13 protein-coding genes and 1 pseudogene are annotated in these 18,629 nt (G+C 71.7%); 3 read left to right on the top strand and 11 right to left on the bottom strand.

Annotated elements, in window-relative coordinates; all coding sequences use genetic code 11:
- Window positions 1-65: 65 nt before the first annotated feature.
- The 8 genes from CG736_RS25715 to CG736_RS25680 all read right to left on the bottom strand — a co-directional run bounded on the left by CG736_RS25715 (window position 66) and on the right by CG736_RS25680 (window position 11,272).
- A complete protein-coding gene (locus CG736_RS25715; RefSeq protein ID WP_100588569.1) occupies window positions 66-5,006 on the bottom strand; it encodes an NAD-glutamate dehydrogenase in 4,941 nt (1,646 codons plus the stop codon).
- A gap of 294 nt (window positions 5,007-5,300) precedes the next feature.
- Entirely contained in the window at window positions 5,301-6,935 is a 1,635-nt protein-coding gene (gene pruA / locus CG736_RS25710; RefSeq protein WP_100588711.1) for an L-glutamate gamma-semialdehyde dehydrogenase, read from the bottom strand.
- Window positions 6,936-7,026: 91 nt separating this feature from the next.
- Complete coding sequence (locus CG736_RS25705; protein WP_100588568.1) at window positions 7,027-7,683, bottom strand: HAD family hydrolase; 657 nt, start codon at window positions 7,681-7,683, stop codon at window positions 7,027-7,029.
- Window positions 7,684-7,749: 66 nt separating this feature from the next.
- Window positions 7,750-8,586 carry an aldo/keto reductase gene (locus CG736_RS25700; protein WP_100588567.1) on the bottom strand — a complete coding sequence of 279 codons (837 nt, stop codon included), beginning with the start codon at window positions 8,584-8,586 and terminating at the stop codon, window positions 7,750-7,752.
- Window positions 8,587-8,591: 5 nt separating this feature from the next.
- Complete coding sequence (locus CG736_RS25695; protein WP_100588566.1) at window positions 8,592-8,939, bottom strand: nuclear transport factor 2 family protein; 348 nt, start codon at window positions 8,937-8,939, stop codon at window positions 8,592-8,594.
- Window positions 8,936-9,364 carry a heme-binding protein gene (locus tag CG736_RS25690; protein ID WP_100588565.1) on the bottom strand — a complete coding sequence of 143 codons (429 nt, stop codon included), beginning with the start codon at window positions 9,362-9,364 and terminating at the stop codon, window positions 8,936-8,938. Before CG736_RS25690 ends, CG736_RS25695 begins: the two co-directional genes overlap by 4 nt.
- 32 nt (window positions 9,365-9,396) lie before the next feature.
- On the bottom strand, window positions 9,397-10,584 hold the full coding sequence (locus tag CG736_RS25685; protein WP_100588710.1) for an MFS transporter: 1,188 nt from the start codon (window positions 10,582-10,584) through the stop codon (window positions 9,397-9,399).
- Between the two features lie 178 nt (window positions 10,585-10,762).
- Window positions 10,763-11,272 carry a hypothetical protein gene (locus CG736_RS25680; RefSeq protein ID WP_100588564.1) on the bottom strand — a complete coding sequence of 170 codons (510 nt, stop codon included), beginning with the start codon at window positions 11,270-11,272 and terminating at the stop codon, window positions 10,763-10,765.
- Between the two features lie 302 nt (window positions 11,273-11,574).
- Between CG736_RS25680 and CG736_RS25675 the strand changes: the two genes are divergently transcribed.
- Window positions 11,575-12,090, top strand: coding sequence for an Rv3235 family protein (locus CG736_RS25675; protein WP_100588563.1), 516 nt, complete (start codon window positions 11,575-11,577; stop codon window positions 12,088-12,090).
- A 70-nt stretch (window positions 12,091-12,160) separates the two neighbouring features.
- On the opposite strand, the gene secA is transcribed toward CG736_RS25675, so the two are convergent.
- A complete protein-coding gene (gene secA / locus CG736_RS25670; protein ID WP_100588562.1) occupies window positions 12,161-14,935 on the bottom strand; it encodes a preprotein translocase subunit SecA in 2,775 nt (924 codons plus the stop codon).
- A 219-nt stretch (window positions 14,936-15,154) separates the two neighbouring features.
- Between secA and CG736_RS25665 the strand changes: the two genes are divergently transcribed.
- Window positions 15,155-16,321 carry a winged helix-turn-helix domain-containing protein gene (locus tag CG736_RS25665; protein ID WP_100588561.1) on the top strand — a complete coding sequence of 389 codons (1,167 nt, stop codon included), beginning with the start codon at window positions 15,155-15,157 and terminating at the stop codon, window positions 16,319-16,321.
- An 18-nt stretch (window positions 16,322-16,339) separates the two neighbouring features.
- On the opposite strand, the gene CG736_RS25660 is transcribed toward CG736_RS25665, so the two are convergent.
- Both CG736_RS25660 and hpf read right to left on the bottom strand, forming a co-directional pair.
- Window positions 16,340-17,053, bottom strand: coding sequence for a response regulator transcription factor (locus CG736_RS25660; RefSeq protein WP_043914218.1), 714 nt, complete (start codon window positions 17,051-17,053; stop codon window positions 16,340-16,342).
- A 180-nt stretch (window positions 17,054-17,233) separates the two neighbouring features.
- Window positions 17,234-17,926, bottom strand: a complete 693-nt coding sequence (gene hpf / locus CG736_RS25655) for a ribosome hibernation-promoting factor, HPF/YfiA family (protein ID WP_100588560.1) — start codon at window positions 17,924-17,926, stop codon at window positions 17,234-17,236.
- 371 nt (window positions 17,927-18,297) lie between these two features.
- Here hpf and CG736_RS25650 point away from each other — a divergent pair.
- A pseudogene (locus CG736_RS25650) lies at window positions 18,298-18,629 on the top strand (hypothetical protein); the annotation flags it as partial.

Raw genomic sequence — 18,629 nt, 5'->3', positions numbered from 1 at the left:
CCGCCATTGTGCCGGAAACGCCCGAAGGGGCCCCGGGCACAGTGCCCGGGGCCCCTTCGGTGCGGTCAGCGACCGGCGCGCAGCAGGGTGCGGATGACCCGCATGGCGACCGAGAGGCTGGACAGCTCGTAGTTGTCCGAACCCCTTATGTCGTCGAGGGTGGTGCGGGCCCGGCTGAGCAGGTTGCCGTTGAGGTCGGCCCACTCGGTGTAGCGCTCCTCGGGGCTGGCCCCGGCGGGGCGGACGGCCAGCACGTCTGCGGTGAGCGCGGCGTGCGCGGCGTACAGGTCCTCGCGGATCGCGGCGCGGGCCATCGAGGACCACCGGTCGGTGCGCGGCAGTTCGATGATCCGGTCGAGCAGGTGGCTGATCTCCAGGCGGTCGCCGAGGTCGTAGTACAGCTCGGCGACGTCCATCACGTCGGCGTCCGAGCGGTCCGCGACACCGACGATGTCCAGCGTCGGGAACGCGGAGGACAGCCCGGCCATCCGGCCGGCCAGCTCGTCGGGGACGCCGGCCGAGGACAGCTTCTGGTGGACCGACTCGTACCAGGCGAGGTCCTCGCCGCGCAGCGGCTTGGGCAGCGAGTCCCAGACCTGGTTGACCCGGTCGTGGAAGAACTCGATGGTGCCGGCGATGTCGAGCGGCTGGCGGCGGTTGCCCAGCATCCAGCGGGTGGCGCGCTCGACCAGGCGGCGGGCGTGCAGCCGCATGGTGGTCTGGATCTTGGCGCCGACCTGGTTGTCGAGGCCCTCGACCCGGTCCCAGAGCTGCTCCAGGCCGAACACCGCGCGGGCCGCGGCGTGGGTGCGGGCGATCTCCTCCATCGTCGCGCCGGTCTCCTCGCGGAGCCGGAACGCGAAGGTGCAGCCACCGCGGTTGATCGTGTCGTTGACGATCAGGGTGGTGACGATCTCGCGGCGGAGCGGGTGGTTGTCGATCTGCTCGGCGAACCGGGCCCGCAGCGCGGACGGGAAGTACTGGTGCAGCACGTCCCGGAAGTACGGGTCGTCGGGCAGGTCGGTGGCGAGGAGCTCGTCCGCCAGGGTGATCTTGGTGTAGGCGAGCAGCACCGACAGCTCGGGCTGGGACAGCCCGCGGCCGGCCTGCTGGCGCTCCCGGATCTGCTTCTCGGTGGGCAGGAACTCCAGCGCCCGGTCGAGCTGGCCGTTGGACTCCAGCCGGTTGATCATGCGCGAGTGCACGTTGACCATGCTGGCGGCCTGCGCGACGGCGTTGGCCAGCACCACGTTCTGCGCGTAGTTGTTGCGCAGCACCAGGCGGCCGACCTCGTCGGTCATCTCGGCGAGCAGGGCGTTGCGCTGCTTGACCGTCATGTCGCCGTCGGCGACCACCTGGTTGAGCAGGATCTTGATGTTCACCTCGTGGTCCGAGGTGTCCACGCCGGCCGAGTTGTCGATGGCGTCGGTGTTGATCCAGCCGCCGCTGGACTGCGGGCCGCCCTGCGAGGCGTACTCGATCCGGCCGAGCTGGGTGCAGCCGAGGTTGCCGCCCTCGCCGACCACCCGGGCGCGGATGTCGCTGCCGTTGACCCGGATCGAGTCGTTGGCCTTGTCGCCGACCTCCGCGTTGGTCTCGGTGGAGGCCTTGACGTAGGTGCCGATGCCGCCGTTCCAGAACAGGTCCACGGGGGCCTGCAGGATGGCCTTCATCAGCTCGGCGGGGGTGAGCTTGGCGGCCTCGATGCCGAGCCGCTCGCGGACCTGGGCGGACAGCGCGATCGACTTGGCGGAGCGCGGGAAGACGCCGCCGCCGGCCGAGATCAGCGACTTGTCGTAGTCGTCCCAGGAGCTGCGCGGCAGGTCGAACAGGCGGCGGCGCTCGGCGTGCGAGGCGGCCGCGTCCGGGTTCGGGTCGAGGAAGATGTGCCGGTGGTCGAACGCGGCGACCAGGCGGATGTGCTCGGACAGCAGCATGCCGTTGCCGAACACGTCGCCGGACATGTCGCCGATGCCGATGACGGTGAAGTCCTCGGACTGGGTGTCGACGCCGAGCTCGCGGAAGTTGCGCTTGACGGACTCCCAGGCGCCGCGGGCGGTGATGCCCATGCCCTTGTGGTCGTAGCCGGCCGAGCCGCCGGAGGCGAACGCGTCGCCCAGCCAGAAGCCGTACGACTCGGCCACGCCGTTGGCGATGTCGGAGAACGTCGCGGTGCCCTTGTCGGCGGCGACCACCAGGTAGGTGTCGTCCTCGTCGTGGCGGACCACGTCGACCGGGTGCACGACCTCGCCCGCGACCAGGTTGTCGGTGATGTCGAGCAGCGCCGAGATGAAGGTCTTGTACGAGGCGATGCCCTCGGCGAGCCACGCGTCGCGGTCGACCGCCGGGTCCGGCAGCTGCTTGGCGACGAAGCCGCCCTTGGCGCCGACCGGCACGATGACGGTGTTCTTGACCATCTGGGCCTTGACCAGGCCGAGGATCTCGGTGCGGAAGTCCTCACGCCGGTCGGACCAGCGCAGACCGCCGCGGGCGACCTTGCCGAAGCGCAGGTGGACGCCCTCGACCCGGGGCGAGTACACCCAGATCTCGAAGGCGGGGCGCGGCGCGGGCAGGTCCGGGATGGCCTTGGGGTCGAACTTCATCGACACGTACGAGTGCCAGTCGCCCTCGGCGTCGTGCTGGAAGAAGTTGGTCCGCAGGGTGGCCCTGATCAGGTGCAGGAAGGAGCGCAGGATGCGGTCCTCGTCCAGCGACACGACCTCGTCGAGGGCGCCGGCCAGCTCTTCCAGGATGGCGTCGGTCAGCTCGTCGCCGCCGGAGCGGTGGCTCGGCGACAGCCGGGCCTCGAACAGGTTGACCAGCAGCCGGGTGGTGTGGGTGTTGTTGCGGAGCGCGTCCTCCATGTAGTCCTGGGAGAACGTGGAGCCCGCCTGCCGCAGGTACTTGGCGTACGCGCGCAGCACCACGGCCTGGCGCCAGGTCAGCTTGGCGGTGAGGACCAGCTCGTTGAAGCCGTCGTTCTCGGCCTGGCCGCGCCAGGTCGCCGAGAAGGTGTCCTGGAAGCGCTCGCGGTCCTCGTCGGTGAGCTCGGTGCCCTCGCGCAGCCGCAGGCCGAAGTCGACCACCCACGCGGTGGTGCCGTCGGTGCGGCGCAGCGCGTACGGGTGCTCGTCGAGCACCTCGACGCCCAGTCGTTGCAGGACCGGCAGGACCTCGGTGAGCGAGATCGGGCCGCCCACCCGGTAGATCTTGAAGCGGCGCTCGTCGTCGCCGGCGCCGACCGGCTGGTACAGGTTCAGGCGGAAGTCGCCCTCGCCGGCCAGCGACTCGATCTGCTTGAGGTCGGCGACGGCGGTGCGCGGCGGGAAGTCGGCGCGGTAGCCGTCGGGGAAGGCGGTGGCGTACTTGTGGCCCAGCTCGGCGGCCTTCTCCTCGCCGAACTCGGTCTGCAGCTGGTCGTTGAAGCCGTCCATCCAGAACCGGGCGGCGTCGGCGAGCCGGTTCTCGATCCGCTCGATGTCGGAGTCGGACAGCTGCGGCAGCTCGGTGCCGGGGGCGACCCGGACCACGAAGTGCAGGCGGGTCAGCACCGACTCGGTGGCGTACACCGTGTAGTCGATGGTGTCGCCGTCCAGCTCCTCCTTGAGGATGCTCATCAGGGCGAGCCGGATGCGGGTGGTGTAGCGGTCGCGCGGCAGGTACACGTACGCCGAGAAGTAGCGGCCGTACTCGTCCTGGCGGAGGAACAGCCGCAGCCGGCGGCGCTCCTGCAGGTACAGCACGCTGGTGGCGACGGACTGCAGCTCGGCGACGGCGGTCTGGAACATCTCGTCGCGCGGGAAGGTCTCCATGATCTGGAGCAGGTCGCGGCCGTCGTGGCTGTCGCCGGAGAAGCCGGCGCCCTCCATGACCTCCTGCACCTTGCGGCGCACCACCGGGATCCGGGTGACCGACTCGGTGTAGGCGGCGGAGGAGAACAGGCCGAGGAAGCGGCGCTCGCCGGTCGGCTCGCCGGCCGCGTTGAACTTCTTCACGCCGACGTAGTCGAGGTACGCGGGGCGGTGCACGGTGGCGCGGCTGTTGGCCTTGGTGAGGATCAGCAGCTTCTTCTCGTGCGCCTTGGCGCGCACCGGGGCGGAGAGCCGGCCGAAGGCCTCGGAGACCGGGTGGTGGTCGGTGTCGTGGCTGAGCGGGTCGGCGCGCAGGATGCCCAGGCCGGTGCCGGCGACCGCCTTGAGCACCTCCTCGCCCTCGTGCTCGACCAGGTCGTACTCGCGGTAGCCGAGGAAGGTGAAGTGGTCGTCGGCCAGCCAGCGCATCAGCTCCCAGGCCTCGCCGACCTCCTGCTCGGGCAGGTGCGCGGGGGGCTGCTCGGCGAGCTCGTCGGCCAGTCGGAGCGCGGAGTCGCGCATCTTCGACCAGTCCTCGACCACCTCGCGGACGTCGCCCAGCACGCGGCGCAGGCCCGACTCGATGTCGCGCAGGTCCTCGCGGGCGGTCTCGCGGTCGATCTCGATGTGCATCCAGGACTCGACGACGGCGTCCGCGGGCCACTCGGCGCCGGCGGCCCGCGCGCGGTTGCACGCGTCGATGTCGAGGATCTCCAGCAGCTTGCCGGTGAGGTCGCGGCGGACCGCCAGCTGCGGGTGCACGACCAGGTGGATGGCGCGGTTCAGGCGGGTCAGCTCGTTGGTGACCGAGTCGACCAGGAACGGCATGTCGTCGGTGACGACCTCGACCACGGTGTGGCCGCAGGACCAGCCGTTCTCCTCCACGGTCGGGGTGGAGACCCGGACCTCGGCGGTGCCCTGGGGCCGCTTGAGGCCCAGCCGGTAGTGGGAGGCGGCGGCACCGTAGACGTCCACCGGGTCCCGGCTGATCAGGTCCTCGGGGGCCGTGTGGAGGTAGTAGTGGTGCAGGTAGGCGGCCAGAGCGCCGTTGCTCAGCCCCTCCCCGGGCGCCGCTCCCCCCACCTGGCTGTTCTCAGCGGCTGCTGCTGCCTTCTTGAGCAGTTCGGCCTTGGCTGCGTCCAGCTTGGTCTGCATGGCTGTTTGGCTCCTGTCGCGCGCCGTTGCGTGACTCGGTGATGACTGGTGGGTGCACCGCCGGGCCCCGTCCGCAATCCTCCCGCACGCACTGGACGGAAAAGCACTCATGGCACGCATGAGTCGCGTTCCGCCCGGGTACGACAAGTCGTTTGGCCTGCGTGACCGAAACCGGCGACGCCAGCCAGCCTAACGTGGCGCAACCAGGGTGTCAGGGGACACGAAGGCGCAAACCTGCAGGAAGATCGTTCCTTCCTGGACACCTTGTCCAAAGCCCTCCGAGCACCGTGTACGTCACTCGGGTGACCACTCCATGTACGGGTGGACGTAGTCGGTCGGCGGGGTGAACGTCTCCTTGATCGACCTGGTGGACGTCCAGCGCAGCAGGTTCTGCGCCGCGCCCGCCTTGTCGTTGGTGCCGGAGGCCCGGCCGCCGCCGAACGGCTGCTGTCCGACCACCGCTCCGGTCGGCTTGTCGTTGACGTACAGATTTCCGGCGGTGAACCGCAGCCGGTCCACGGCCCGCGCGATGGCCCGCCGGTCCTGCGCGATCACCGCGCCGGTCAGCCCGTACGGGGCGGCCTCGTCGACCCGGTCCAGCGCGTCCTCCCAGCGGGTGTCCTCGTACACCTGGACGGCCAGGATCGGCCCGAAGTACTCGGTGGAGAAGATCTCGCCGCGCCGGTCGCCGCCGAGCAGCACGGTGGGCCGGACGAACCACCCGATGGCGTCGTCCAGCTGGCCGCCCGCCAGCAGCTGCACCTGCGGGTCGGCCGTGGCCCGGGCGAGGGCGTCCCGGTTGCGGGCGAAGGCGCGGGCGTCGATCAGCGCGCCCATGAAGTTGCTCAGGTCGGTGACGTCGCCGACGGTCAGCGCGTCCACCTCGCCGAGGAAGTCGTCCTTGATCCGCCGCCACAGGCTGCGCGGCAGGTACGCCCGGGACAGCGCCGAGCACTTCTGGCCCTGGTACTCGAACGCGCCGCGCAGCATCGCGGTGCGCAGCACCGCCGGGTCGGCCGAGGGGTGGGCGATCAGGAAGTCCTTGCCGCCGGTCTCGCCGACGATCCGCGGGTAGCCGCGGTAGCGGCCGATGTTCCGGCCGATCTCCTGCCACAGGTGCTGGAAGGTGGCGGTGGAGCCGGTGAAGTGCAGTCCGGCCAGCGCCGGGTCCCGCAGCGCCACCTCGGTCACCGCCTGCCCGTCGCCGGTGACCAGGTTGACCACGCCGGGCGGCAGGCCGGCCGCCTCCAGCAGCCGCATCAGGAAGTGCGCGGCCAGCGTCTGGGTCGGCGCGGGCTTCCACACCACGGTGTTGCCCATCAGCGCGGGCGCGGTCGGCAGGTTGCCGGCCACCGCGGTGAAGTTGAACGGGGTGATCGCGCAGACGAAGCCCTCCAGCGGGCGGTGGTCGGCGCGGTTCCACACCCCCGGCGCGGAGATCGGCTGCTCGGCCAGGATCTGCCGGGCGAAGTGCACGTTGAACCGCCAGAAGTCGACCAGTTCGCAGATGTCGAGCTCGGCCTGCTGCACGGTCTTCGACTGCCCCAGCACGGTGGCGGCGACCAGCGTCCCGCGCCACGGCCCGGCCAGCAGGTCGGCGGCCCGCAGGAACACCGCCGCCCGGTCGTCGAACGACAGCCCCCGCCACTCCGGCCCCGTCGCCAGCGCCGCGTCCACCGCGTCCCGCACGTCGGCGGCGGTCGCGTTGCCCATCACGCCGAGCTTCGCGGCGTGGTGGTGCGGCTGCACCACCTCGATCCGCTCCCCGCCGCCGAGCCGCTGCTCGCCGCCGACGGTCATCGGCAGCGCGGTGTGCTGCCCCGCCAGGTCGTCCGCCCGCCGCAGCAGCCGGGCCCGCTCGGGGCTGCCCGGCGCGTACGCCAGCGGCGGCTCGTTGACGGGCGTGGGGACGGTGGTGACCGCGTCGATCGGCATGCTGTTCAACTGCTCCGTACGGTGGTGCGGGTACTTCCCCTCCCAGGGTGAACGCACCCGCCCGTGTTGACGCGCTGTGACACGCCTAGCGGGCCAGCTCCTCCGCCACCGCGACGGCCTCCGCCAGCGAGTCCACCACCGGCACGCCCACGTGCACCAGCTTCTCCCGGGTGTGCGAGCCGCCCGTCCACAGCACCGACTTGATGCCCTGCGACAGCGCCGCCCGCGCGTCGTCCGCCGCGTCCCCGATCAGCACGGTGCGCTGCCGGTCGATGCCGTCGCCCAGCGCCGCCAGGTGCCCCGCCAGCTCCTCCGCCTTGCGCCCGCCGGACGCTCCGCGCCGGCCGTCCACCCGCACGAAGTGCCTGGTCAGCCCGAAGCCGTCCACCACCGGCACCAGCTGCTCGTGCTCGTACATCGACAGCAGCGACTGGCTGCGCCCGCCCGCCGTCCACCCGGTCAGCAGTTCCTCGGCGCCCGGCGTCAGCCCGCAGCCCGGGAACAGCTCCGTGTACTTGACGTGGAACGCGTCGTCCAGCTCCAGCCACTCGTCCCGGCTCGGCATCCGCCCCAGCAGCCGGTGGTAGAAGTTCGGGATCGGGATCTCGTACTGCGCCCGGTACTCGTCCAGCGTCATCGGCGCGACGCCGACCAGCGAGAGCGCCGCGTTGCTGGCCCCCAGCACGGCCGGCATGTCCGACAGCAGGGTGCCGTTCCAGTCCCAGACTATGTGTGTACGCACCCGCCAAGGGTACGGCCGGGGCCCGGAACCCCGTTCGGGAATTCCGGGCCCCGGCCGCGGGGCGGATCAGGCGGCGTTGAACTCGTCCGGGTCCGGGCCGGTGCGCAGGCCGCGGTCGGTGGCGGCGACGGCGGCCATCTCGTCGTCGGTGAGGGTGAAGTCGAAGACGTCGAGGTTCTGGCGGATCCGGGCCGGGGTGACGGACTTCGGGATCACCAGGTTGCCGAGCTGGAGGTGCCAGCGCAGCACCACCTGGGCGGCGGACTTGCCGGTGCGCTCGGCGATCGCGGTGATCGCCGGGTCGTTCAGGACGGCGCCCTGGGCGAGCGGGCTCCAGGCCTCGGTGGCGATGCCGTGCGCGGCGTGGAAGGCCCGCAGCTCGGACTGCTGGAGGCCCGGGTGCAGCTCGACCTGGTTGACGGCGGGGACGAGGCCGCCGTTGTCGATCAGCCGGGTCAGGTGCGCGGGCTGGAAGTTGGAGACGCCCGCGGCGCGGATCCGGCCGTCGGCGGCGAGGCGCTCGACGGCCCGCCAGGAGTCGAGGTACAGGTCGCGGGCCGGGGTCGGCCAGTGGATCAGGTACAGGTCGACGGTCTCCAGGCCGAGCTTGTCGAGGCTGGCGTCGAAGGCCCGCAGCGTCGCGTCGTAGCCCTGGTCGGCGTTCCACAGCTTGGTGGTGACGAACAGCTCCTCGCGGGGCAGCCCGGACGCGGCCAGCGCCTTGCCGACGCCGCGCTCGTTGCCGTAGATCGCGGCGGTGTCGATGCTGCGGTAGCCGGACTCCAGTGCGGTGGCGACGGCGGCGGTGGTCTCCTCGTCCGGGACCTGGAAGACGCCGAAGCCGAGCTGCGGCATCTCGACGCCGTTGTTGAGGGTGACGGTGGGGACGGTGGGGGCGGTCATGGGAATCAAGCCTTCTCGGTGAGGGTGTAGGTGAGGGTCTGGGCGCGGATCAGGCCGTCCCGGAAGACGAACGTGTCGACTCCGTCGGTCACCTGCCGGGTGGCGGTGGCGGCGCTCCAGCGGAGGAACAGCACGTCCCCGGCGAACAGCGGGGTGAGCTGCCACTCGGCGTCGGGCAGCTCGGCGAGCAGCCGGCCGATGACCTGCTCGACGCCGTCGCGGCCGGTGCGGACGCCGTCGGGCGTCAGGAACACCGCGTCCTCGGTGTAGCTCCCGGCGATCAGGTCGAGGTCGCCGGTGGCGAGGCGCCGGCCGTGTTCGGCGAACACCTCCTGCGGGGTGCGGGCGCTCATCGGGCGAGCTCCCGCAGCGCGGCGGCGGCGAACGCGTGGTCCTGCTCGGGGGCGCCGCCGCCGACGCCGACGGCGCCGACCGGCCGACCGTCGCGGTGCACCGGGAGGCCGCCGGCGATGAACAGCAGCGGCCGGTCCAGTGCGGTCGGCAGCGAGTGGAACGGGCCGTCCGGCTTGACCAGCTCGACCAGGTCCGCGGTCGGGGCGTTCAGCTGGAGCGCGGTGTACGCCTTGCGGGTGCTGGTCTCGCCGGAGATCAGCACGGCCCGGTCGTCGCGGCGGAAGGCCAGCAGGTGGCCGCCCGCGTCGAGGACGGTGACGCTGACCGCGACCCCGGCCGCCTCGGCGGCGGCGCGGGCGGCGGCGACCAGGGTCTCGGCGTCGGCGGTGGACAGCGGGGCGGTGGTGGCGGTGGTGGTGCTCATGGTGCTTCTCCGGTACGGGGAGTGACGGTGGTTCAGTGGTTCAGGGCCGGGGCGCGGACCGCCGCGGGGGCCGCCGCGTCGCGGCGCTCCAGGGCGGCCGAGACGAAGGCCAGCAGCAGGGCGGCGGCGGCCAGCGCCGCGCCCACCCAGTTGGGTGCGGTCCAGCCGAGGCCGGCCGCGATGACGGCGCCGCCGAGCCACGCGGCGAGCGCGTTGCCCAGGTTGAATGCTCCGATGTTGACGGCCGAGGCCAGCGTCGGCGCGCCGTGCGCCTGGTCGAGGACCCGCTTCTGGAGCGGCGGCACGGTGGCGAAGCCGAGGGCGCCGATCACCAGCAGGGTGATCGCGGCGGTGATCTCGTTGTGGGCGGTGACGGTGAACAGCGCGAGCGCGACGGCCAGTCCGCCGAGGGTGGTGAACAGCATCGGCATCAGCCGGCGGTCGGCGAACCGGCCGCCCAGCAGGTTGCCGAGGAACATGCCGACGCCGAGCAGCACCAGCAGCCAGGTCACCGCGCCGTCCGAGAAGCCCGCGACCTCGGTCATCATCGGCGCGATGTAGGTGATCGCGGCGAACACGCCGCCGAAGCCGAGGACGGTCATCGCCATCGCCAGCACCACCTGCACGTTGCGGAACGCGGCCAGCTCGCGGCGCAGGTGCGCGCCCTCCGGCCGGGGCAGGTCCGGCACCAGCCGGGCGACGCCCAGCAGTCCGACCACGCCGAGCACGGCGACGATCGCGAAGGTGGCCCGCCAGCCGACGCTCTGGCCGACGAAGGTGCCGAGCGGGACGCCGACGATGTTGGCCACGGTCAGGCCGGTGAACATGGTGGCGATCGCCCCGGCCTTCTTCTCGGGTGCGACCAGCTCGGCCGCCACCACCGACCCGATGCCGAAGAACGCGCCGTGGGCGAGCGAGGCGACGATCCGCCCGGCGAGCATCGCCCCGAAGCTCGGCGCGACGGCCGAGAGCAGGTTCCCGACGGTGAACAGGACCATCAGCAGCATCAGCATCCGCTTGCGGCTGATCCGGGTGCCGAGCACGGTCATCAGCGGTGCGCCGACGACCACGCCGATCGCGTAGCCCGTGACCAGCAGGCCTGCGGTGGGGATCGTCACCCCGAAGTCCGAGGCGACCTCGGGCAGCAGGCCCATGATCACGAACTCGGTGGTTCCGATGCCGAACGCCCCGATGGCCAGGGCGAGGAGCGCGAGCGGCATGATGCCGACCTCCAAGCGATTGCGAATGCGCCTTACGAGCTTCGACAATAATTGCAGACGCATCTTCTTGCAAACGCAACGATCGGCGAAGGCGCTCCTCCCGCACGGCCCCGGCAAACGCGAGGACCCCGCCCCGGCCGGGTGGCCGTGACGGGGTCCTGCGGTGAGCTCTCGAGGATCAGGCGATCAGACCGGGGATCTCCTGCGTCGCGAACCAGAGCAGCTCGTGGTCGTCCGCCCCGTCCACCGTGAACTGCGCGTCCTGGTCGCCCCGGTCCGCGGCGACGATCGCCTCGGCCGCGGCCGCCACGTCGGCCGCCACGTCCGGGTCCGCGTCGTCGGCGTGCACGGACGCGGCCTTGGCCAGCCGGATCGGGCCGGCCAGCACCACGCGGCCCAGTGAGGCCTGGTCCTGGTACTCGTCCCCGGGGAACGGCGTCACCGCGGAGTCGGAGACCTCGACGGCGACCACCACGCGTCGGCGCGGCGCCTTCGGGTCGGCGGCCAGCAGCCGGACGGAGGACAGCGCGGCGCGGTTGAGCGCCGCGTACTCCAGTTCCTCCAGGTCGTCGCTGACGTACCACTCGCGCAGCGCCGGAGTCACGGCGTAGGCGACGCTCTGCTCCAGGACCCCCTCGGGGTGCGCCACCGCCAGGTCGTTCAACGTGGTGGGCACGTACACGCGCATGGGGGCACCCTTCATAGGTCACTGTGCGACGGTCCAAGAATACGCAGGCCCGCGGCCCCCGGTCCGCGCTGGGCCGGTCAGGGGACGGGCGGTGTCCCCCTTGGTGCCGCTCGGCCGCCGACCGTGCGTCAACCCGGTGACCGGCCGGGGCCGCCGGATCCCGTCCGCCGCCGCGCACGCCACCCGCACGGGTGGACTTCCCGGGCCTTCCGCGCGGGCGGGACGCCGCTTGGGTCGGCCGCCGTGGGCCCGATAACAAGGTCGGGCACTCCCCGCCGCTCCCCCACCCCGAGAAGGCCCCGATGACCGAGCAGCTCACCCGGACCCCCTGCCCCCGTATCCGTCCGCTGGTCCATCCGGTGCACTCCGCCCGCCGCCCGGTCCGGCATCCGCACCCGGTCGGGGAGGCGGCGCGGACGGTCCGCAGCCCGCGGGCGGCCTGCGACGGGGGCGAGCGCCCGGCCCGGCCGCGCAGCCCCGCGCCGTCCCGGACGGGGCACAGCGACCTGGCGACCCGGTTCGCGCGCCGGCTGGTGGAGGTGCTGTGCGGGGTGCGCCCGGTGCACCAGTTGCAGCGGCACACCACGCTGCCGGGGTTCCATCAGCTCGCGGCGCTCACCCGCAGCGGCCCGCTGCGCCCGCGCGGGCGGTCCTGGCAGCCGCGGCTGGGCCACGTGCACGACTCGGCGCCCGCGCCGGGCGCGGTGGAGGCCTGTGTCCGGGTCGAACTCGGGCCCCGTCACCACATGTTGGCGTTCCGGCTGGAGCAGCACACCCGCACCGGGCAGTGGCAGTGCGCCGCCGTGGAGACCCGCTGACCCCGCGGAGAAAAAGGCGGGGCGCCACCCCCGGGAGGGAGGTGGCGCCCCGTCGATCCGCTGCTGCGGGTCAGCCCTTGCGGCGCCGGCCCTTCGCGGCCTTGGCCGCCTTGCGGCGCTCGGCGCGGGTCAGGCCGTCGCCGTCGGACACCAGGCCGTCGTCGTCGAAGTCGCCCTCGACCACGCCGCCGCCGACCTCGTCGGACGGGGCGGTGTAGTGCAGCTTCTTGCGCTCGGGGGCCTCCAGGCCCTTGGCGCGGATCTCCGGGCGGGCGGCCGGGATGGCGTCCTTCTCCAGCTTGTCGAGCAGCACCTGCTCGTCGTCCGGGACCGGGACCTCCTCGACCTGCTGCTCGACCTGGACCTCCAGGTTGAACAGGTAGCCGACGGACTCCTCCTTGATGCCCTCCATCATCGCGGAGAACAGGTCGAAGCCCTCGCGCTGGTACTCGACCAGCGGGTCGCGCTGGGCGTAGGCGCGCAGCGCGATGCCCTCCTGGAGGTAGTCCATCTCGTAGAGGTGCTCGCGCCAGCGGCGGTCCAGCACCGAGAGGACGACGCGGCGCTCCAGCTCGCGCATGATCTGCTCGCCGAGCTGGTCCTCGCGCCGGCCGTAGGAGGCCGCGATGTCCTCCTGGATGACCTTGGTGAGGTACTCGGGGGTGAGGCCGCCGTTCTCCGCGGCGTCCTCCTCCAGCTCGTCGAGGTCGAGGGAGACCGGGTAGAGCTGCTTGAGCGCCGTCCACAGCTTGTCGAGGTCCCAGTCGTCCTCGAAGCCCTCGCCGGTGGCGGCGTTGACGTACGCGGCGACGGTGTCGTCCATGAAGTGGCCGACCTGCTCCTGCAGGTCCTCGCCCTCCAGGACGCGGCGGCGCTCGCCGTAGATGACCTCGCGCTGGCGGTTGAGGACCTCGTCGTACTTGAGGACGTTCTTGCGGATCTCGAAGTTCTGCTGCTCGACCTGGGTCTGCGCGGAGGCGATGGCGCGGGTGACCATCTTCGACTCGATCGGCACGTCCTCGGGGACGTTCGCCATGGAGAGCACGCGCTCGACCATGCCGGCCTTGAACAGCCGCATCAGGTCGTCGCCCAGCGACAGGTAGAACCGGGACTCGCCCGGGTCGCCCTGACGGCCGGAGCGGCCGCGCAGCTGGTTGTCGATCCGGCGGGACTCGTGGCGCTCGGTGCCGAGGACGTACAGGCCGCCGATCTCCTGCACCTCCTCCTGCTCCGCCTTGACCGCGGCCTTGGCCTTCTCCATCGCGGCCGGCAGCGCGCCCTCGTACTCCTCCGGGGTGTCCTCGGGAGTGATGCCGCGCTGGGCGAGCTCGGCGGCGGCCAGGTGCTCGGGGTTGCCGCCGAGCATGATGTCGGTGCCGCGGCCGGCCATGTTGGTGGCCACGGTGACGGCGCCCTTGCGGCCGGCCTGCGCGACGATCTGCGCCTCGCGCTCGTGGTGCTTGGCGTTCAGCACCTCGTGCGGGATGCCGCGCTTGCGCAGCTCCTGCGACAGGTACTCGGACTTCTCGACCGACACGGTGCCGACCAGCACCGGCTGGCCCTTCTCGTGGCGCTCGGCGATGTCCTCGACCACGGCGGCGAACTTGGCCGGCTCGGACTTGTAGATCAGGTCCGGCTGGTCGATCCGCTTGGGGGTCTTGTTGGTCGGGATCGGGACCACGCCGAGCTTGTAGATCTGGTGGAACTCGGCCGCCTCGGTGGTGCCGGTACCGGTCATGCCGGACAGCTTGTCGTACAGGCGGAAGAAGTTCTGCAGGGTGATGGTGGCCAGCGTCTGGTTCTCGTTCTGGACCTCGACGCCTTCCTTGGCCTCGATCGCCTGGTGCATGCCCTCGTTGTAGCGGCGGCCGGCCAGGATACGGCCGGTGTGCTCGTCGACGATCATGACCTCGCCGTTGATCACGACGTAGTCCTTGTCCCGCTTGTACAGCTCCTTCGCCTTGATGGCGTTGTTCAGGAAGCCGACCAGCGGGGTGTTCACCGACTCGTAGAGGTTGTCGATGCCCAGGTAGTCCTCGACCCGGGTGACACCGTCCTCCAGGATGCCGACGGTGCGCTTCTTCTCGTCGACCTCGTAGTCGCGCTCGATCTTCAGCCGCTGGACCAGCTTGGCGAAGTCGCTGTACCACTTGGTGGCCTGGTCGGCCGGGCCGGAGATGATCAGCGGGGTACGGGCCTCGTCGATCAGGATCGAGTCGACCTCGTCGACGATCGCGAAGTTGTGGCCGCGCTGCACCAGTTCGTCCTGCGACCAAGCCATGTTGTCGCGCAGGTAGTCGAAGCCGAACTCGTTGTTGGTGCCGTACGTGATGTCCATCGCGTACTGCTTCTTGCGCTCGGCGGGCGTCATGTTGCCCAGGATCACGCCGACCTCGAGGCCCAGGAAGCGGTGCACCCGGCCCATCCACTCCGAGTCGCGCTCGGCGAGGTAGTCGTTGACGGTGATCAGGTGGACGCCCTTGCCGGTCAGCGCGTTCAGGTACGCCGGCAGGGTGCCGACCAGGGTCTTGCCCTCGCCGGTGCGCATCTCGGCGACGTGGCCGTGGTGCAGCGCGGCGCCGCCCATGATCTGCACGTCGTAATGGCGTTGGCCCAGGACGCGCTTCGCGGCCTCCCGGACGGTCGCGAAGGCCTCGGGGAGGAGATCGTCCAAGCTCTCCCCGTCGGCGAGCCGGGCCTTGTACTCGTCGGTCAGTGCGCGCAGCTCGTCGTCGGTGAGGTTGACGAAGTCCTCTTCGATCGAGTTGACCTGGGCGGCAATCCGCTGCAGCTTGCGGAGGATCTTGCCCTCGCCTGCGCGCAGGATCTTGTCGAAGACGGACACGTGAGCGGGCTCCTTGCCTGGATCGGCTCTGGATTACTGACGGTGGGGAGTCCACCCCACCGTACGGGTCATCGTATGCGAGGAGGCCGAGCCCCCGGGAGGTCCGTCAGCACGCTATTCCTGTGTCACCCCTGGGGGCACATCGGCCGAAGCAGGGTGCAAACGGTCAAAGCGCTCGGGCGTGGCCGCTCTGTCAGTGCCTTGCCCTAGCCTCGCCCCATGGCCGCGACCCCTGCCCCGACCGCCCGGATTTCCGCCGACCACGCCCGCCGGCTCGCGCTGCGCGCCCAGGGCCTGCTCGGCTCCCCCGACCGCCGCGCGGGTGCCCGCGGCGTGCTGCGTCTGCTCGGCGCCGTCCAGTTGGACACCATCTCGGTGCTCGCCCGCTCGCACGAACTGGTGCCCTACGCCCGGCTCGGCGCGGTCGGCCGCCGCCCGGTGGAGGAGGCGTACTGGGGGCGCGGCACGGCCTTCGAGTTCTGGTCGCACGCCGCCTGCATCCTGCCGATCGAGGAGTGGCCGCTGTTCGCGTTCCGCCGCCGCGCCAACCGCGCCAAGGGCCGGGTCTGGGGCCACCGGATCGACGAGGGCGTGTACGCGCAGGTGATCGACCAGCTGCGCGCCGAGGGCCCGCTGACCTCCACCGGCCTCGGCGGGGCGAAGAAGACCGCCGAGTGGTGGGACTGGTCCGACACCAAGATCGCGGTGGAGCGGGCGCTGGCCTTCGGCGACGTGGTGGTCACCGAGCGGCGCAGCTGGAAGCGGGTCTACGACCTCGCCGAACGGGCGGTCCCCGGCGATTTGTTCGAGCAGGACCTGACGGACGCCGAGTGCCTGGAGCGGCTGGTGGCGCAGGCCGGCGCGGCGCTCGGGGTGGCCACCCGGGCCGACCTGATGGACTACCACCGCCTCAAGGGCGCCCAGGTGGACGCGGCGCTGCCCGCCTCCGGCCTGGTCCCGGTCGAGGTGGAGGGCTGGTCCGCCCCGGCCTGGGCCGACCCGGCGGCGCTGGAAACGGAGCCGCGCGGCCGGCACCGCACCGCGCTGCTGTCCCCGTTCGACTCGCTGATCTGGGACCGCCCCCGCACCGAGCGGATCTTCGGCATGAGCCACCGCCTGGAGGCGTACACCCCCAAGCACAAGCGGGTGCACGGCTACTTCGCGATGCCGCTGCTGGCCGGCGGCCGCCTCGTCGGCCGGGTCGACCCGGCCCGCGAGGGCGCCACCCTGGTGGCCCGGCAGGTCTCGCTGGACGGCCCGCGGTCGGTGCCGGCCCTCGCCGAGGCGCTCCGCGAGGCCGCCGCCTGGGTGGGCTGCTCGGACGTCCGGGTCGAGCGGCTGGACGACGAGGCGCTGCGGCCGGCCCTGGAGAAGCTGCTGGCCTGAGCGGCCCGCAGCGTTCACTCAGCCTATTTCGAGGATCTTTTCACGCATCGCGTAGACCACGGCCTCCATCCTGGAGTGCAGCTGGAGCTTCTCCAGGATGTTGCGCACGTGGTTCTTCACGGTGTTCTCACTGATGAACAGCTCCTTGGCGATCTCCCGGTTGTTCATCCCGGTGGCCACCAGCTTGAGCACCTCCAGCTCCCGGTCGGTCAGCCGGGGCGCGGGCACCAGCTCCCGGTCGTCGGAGCGGCGCTGGATCATCGACTTGAACTCGGTCAGCAGCTTGGCCGCCATCGACGGGCTGATCTGCGACTGGCCGTCGGCCACCGCGCGGATCGCGGTGGCCACCTCGTCGGTGGAGATCTCCTTCAGCAGGTAGCCGGTCGCCCCCGCCTTGATCGCCTCGTAGAGGTCGGCCTCCTCGTCGCTGATCGTCAGCATGATGATCTTGGCGCTGGGCACCACGTCCTTGATCGCGGTGCACGCCTCGATGCCGCTGCGCCGGGGCATCCGGACGTCCATCAGGATGATGTCGGGCAGCAGGTCGGCGGCCTTCAGCACGGCCTCCGCGCCGTCCCCGGCCTCGCCGATGACCCGGATGTCCTCCTCCTCGGCGAGCACGATCTCCAGGCCGCGGCGGAACAGCGCGTGGTCGTCCACCACCAGCACCCGGATCGGCTCCGCACGACGCGGCGGGTAGCCGGCGTCCTCCGCGCCCAGGCTCTCCCCCATCCGCTCCTCCCCCGCCCTCCGGTCACGTGACGCGCCCATCATTCCACGCCCGGGACGGCCTGGGATCACCCTGCGCCGCCGAACCGCCCGGCTGGGTGACCCCCCGAACGCCGGTGACCCCGGCGGCCGTTCACGGCCACCGGGGTCACCACTTCCTCCGATCGACGGACGCGGCCGTCGCTACTCCTCGTCGGGGCCGTTGATCGCGCCCCCGGCCCCGGCGAAGTCGGCCGCCGCGGCCTGGTCCTCCTTCAGGTGGATCACGCCGTAGTGGTAGCCGTGCCGGCGGTAGACCACGCTCGGCAGGCCGCTGTCCTTCTCCTGGAACAGGTAGAAGTCGTGGCCCACCAGCTCCATCGCGTACAGCGCCTGGTCCAGCGACATCGGCGCCGCGGAGTGGGTCTTCTCGCGGACCACCAGCGGGCCGTCGCCCTCCACCTCCAGGCTGCCCGCCATGGTCTTGCGCGGCGTGCCGTCGACGCCTTCGGCGGCCTCCGTCGACGGCAGTGCCGCCAGCGCGGCGGTGGCCGCGGCGACGCTCAGCGGGCCCCGCCCGTTGGTGCCGCCCTTCTGCACCCGGCGGCGGTCGGCGGACTTGCGCAGCTGCGCCTCCAACTTCGCCGAGGCCAGGTCGAGCGCGGCCCACGCGTCGTTGGCGGACGCCTCGGCCCGGATCACCGGGCCCCGGCTGCGGAGGGTGATCTCCACCCGATCGGAGCGGTCGGCCTGCCGCGGGTTGTGCTCCTTGGACACCTCGACATCCAGGCTGATCGCCTTGGTGTCGAACTTCTGGACCTTCTCCAGCTTCTCGGCCACGTGCTCGCGGAACCTCTTGGGCACCTCGGTCTTGCGGCCCTTGACGACGATGTCCACGCAGAACTCCGATCCCTTGTGCTGACCGGCCCGGAGTGCGTCCCGGACCGGCGTGAGACCCAGCCGGACCAGCCGGTCACCGCCCGTCCCCGGAACACCGCCCGGGAGACCCGCGAGAACCGCCGGCCCCTTACCTCACTTCCTCCCCACCAGGAGCGTTCGAAACCCCTGGAGCCCTTATGCAACACCTCACCCGGGGATCTCGCCTCCCCAGTCGAACGAACGTACCGACGGGCGCCCGACGGTCCGGCTGTTCTCCCCTGTTTACCCTCCTACGGGTGAAACAGTGGTGAACAACTGGACAACACGCCTGACACCGCCCACCGTATGGCTGAAGTCGCCGCCCGGCGAGCGTTCCGGAGGGGTTTTCCGTGACGAGCCGCAGCACCGCCCACCGGCCCGGATCCGGCCCCGCACCGGTCCTCGCCGCCCTGCTCGACCTGCTGGTCCCCGCCCGCTGCGCCGGCTGCGGCGACGGCCGCACCGGCCTGTGCCCGCCCTGCCGGGCCCTGCTCGACGGCACCGCCGCCGGGCCCGCCGGGCCGCTGCGCCCACCGCCCGGCCTGCCGCCGGTGCACGCCGCCGCCCCCTACGCCGGGCCGGTGCGCCAGCTGCTGCTCGCCCACAAGGAACGCGGCGCGCTGCGGCGATCGCCTCGTGAAAGCGTACGGACGGCCGGCCGTACATGCACAGCGTCCGCTTG

The sequence above is a fragment of the Kitasatospora sp. CB02891 genome (assembly GCF_002803145.1).
In the GTDB taxonomy this organism is placed as follows: domain Bacteria; phylum Actinomycetota; class Actinomycetes; order Streptomycetales; family Streptomycetaceae; genus Kitasatospora; species Kitasatospora griseola.
This window is presented reverse-complemented; position numbering and strand designations above follow the sequence as displayed.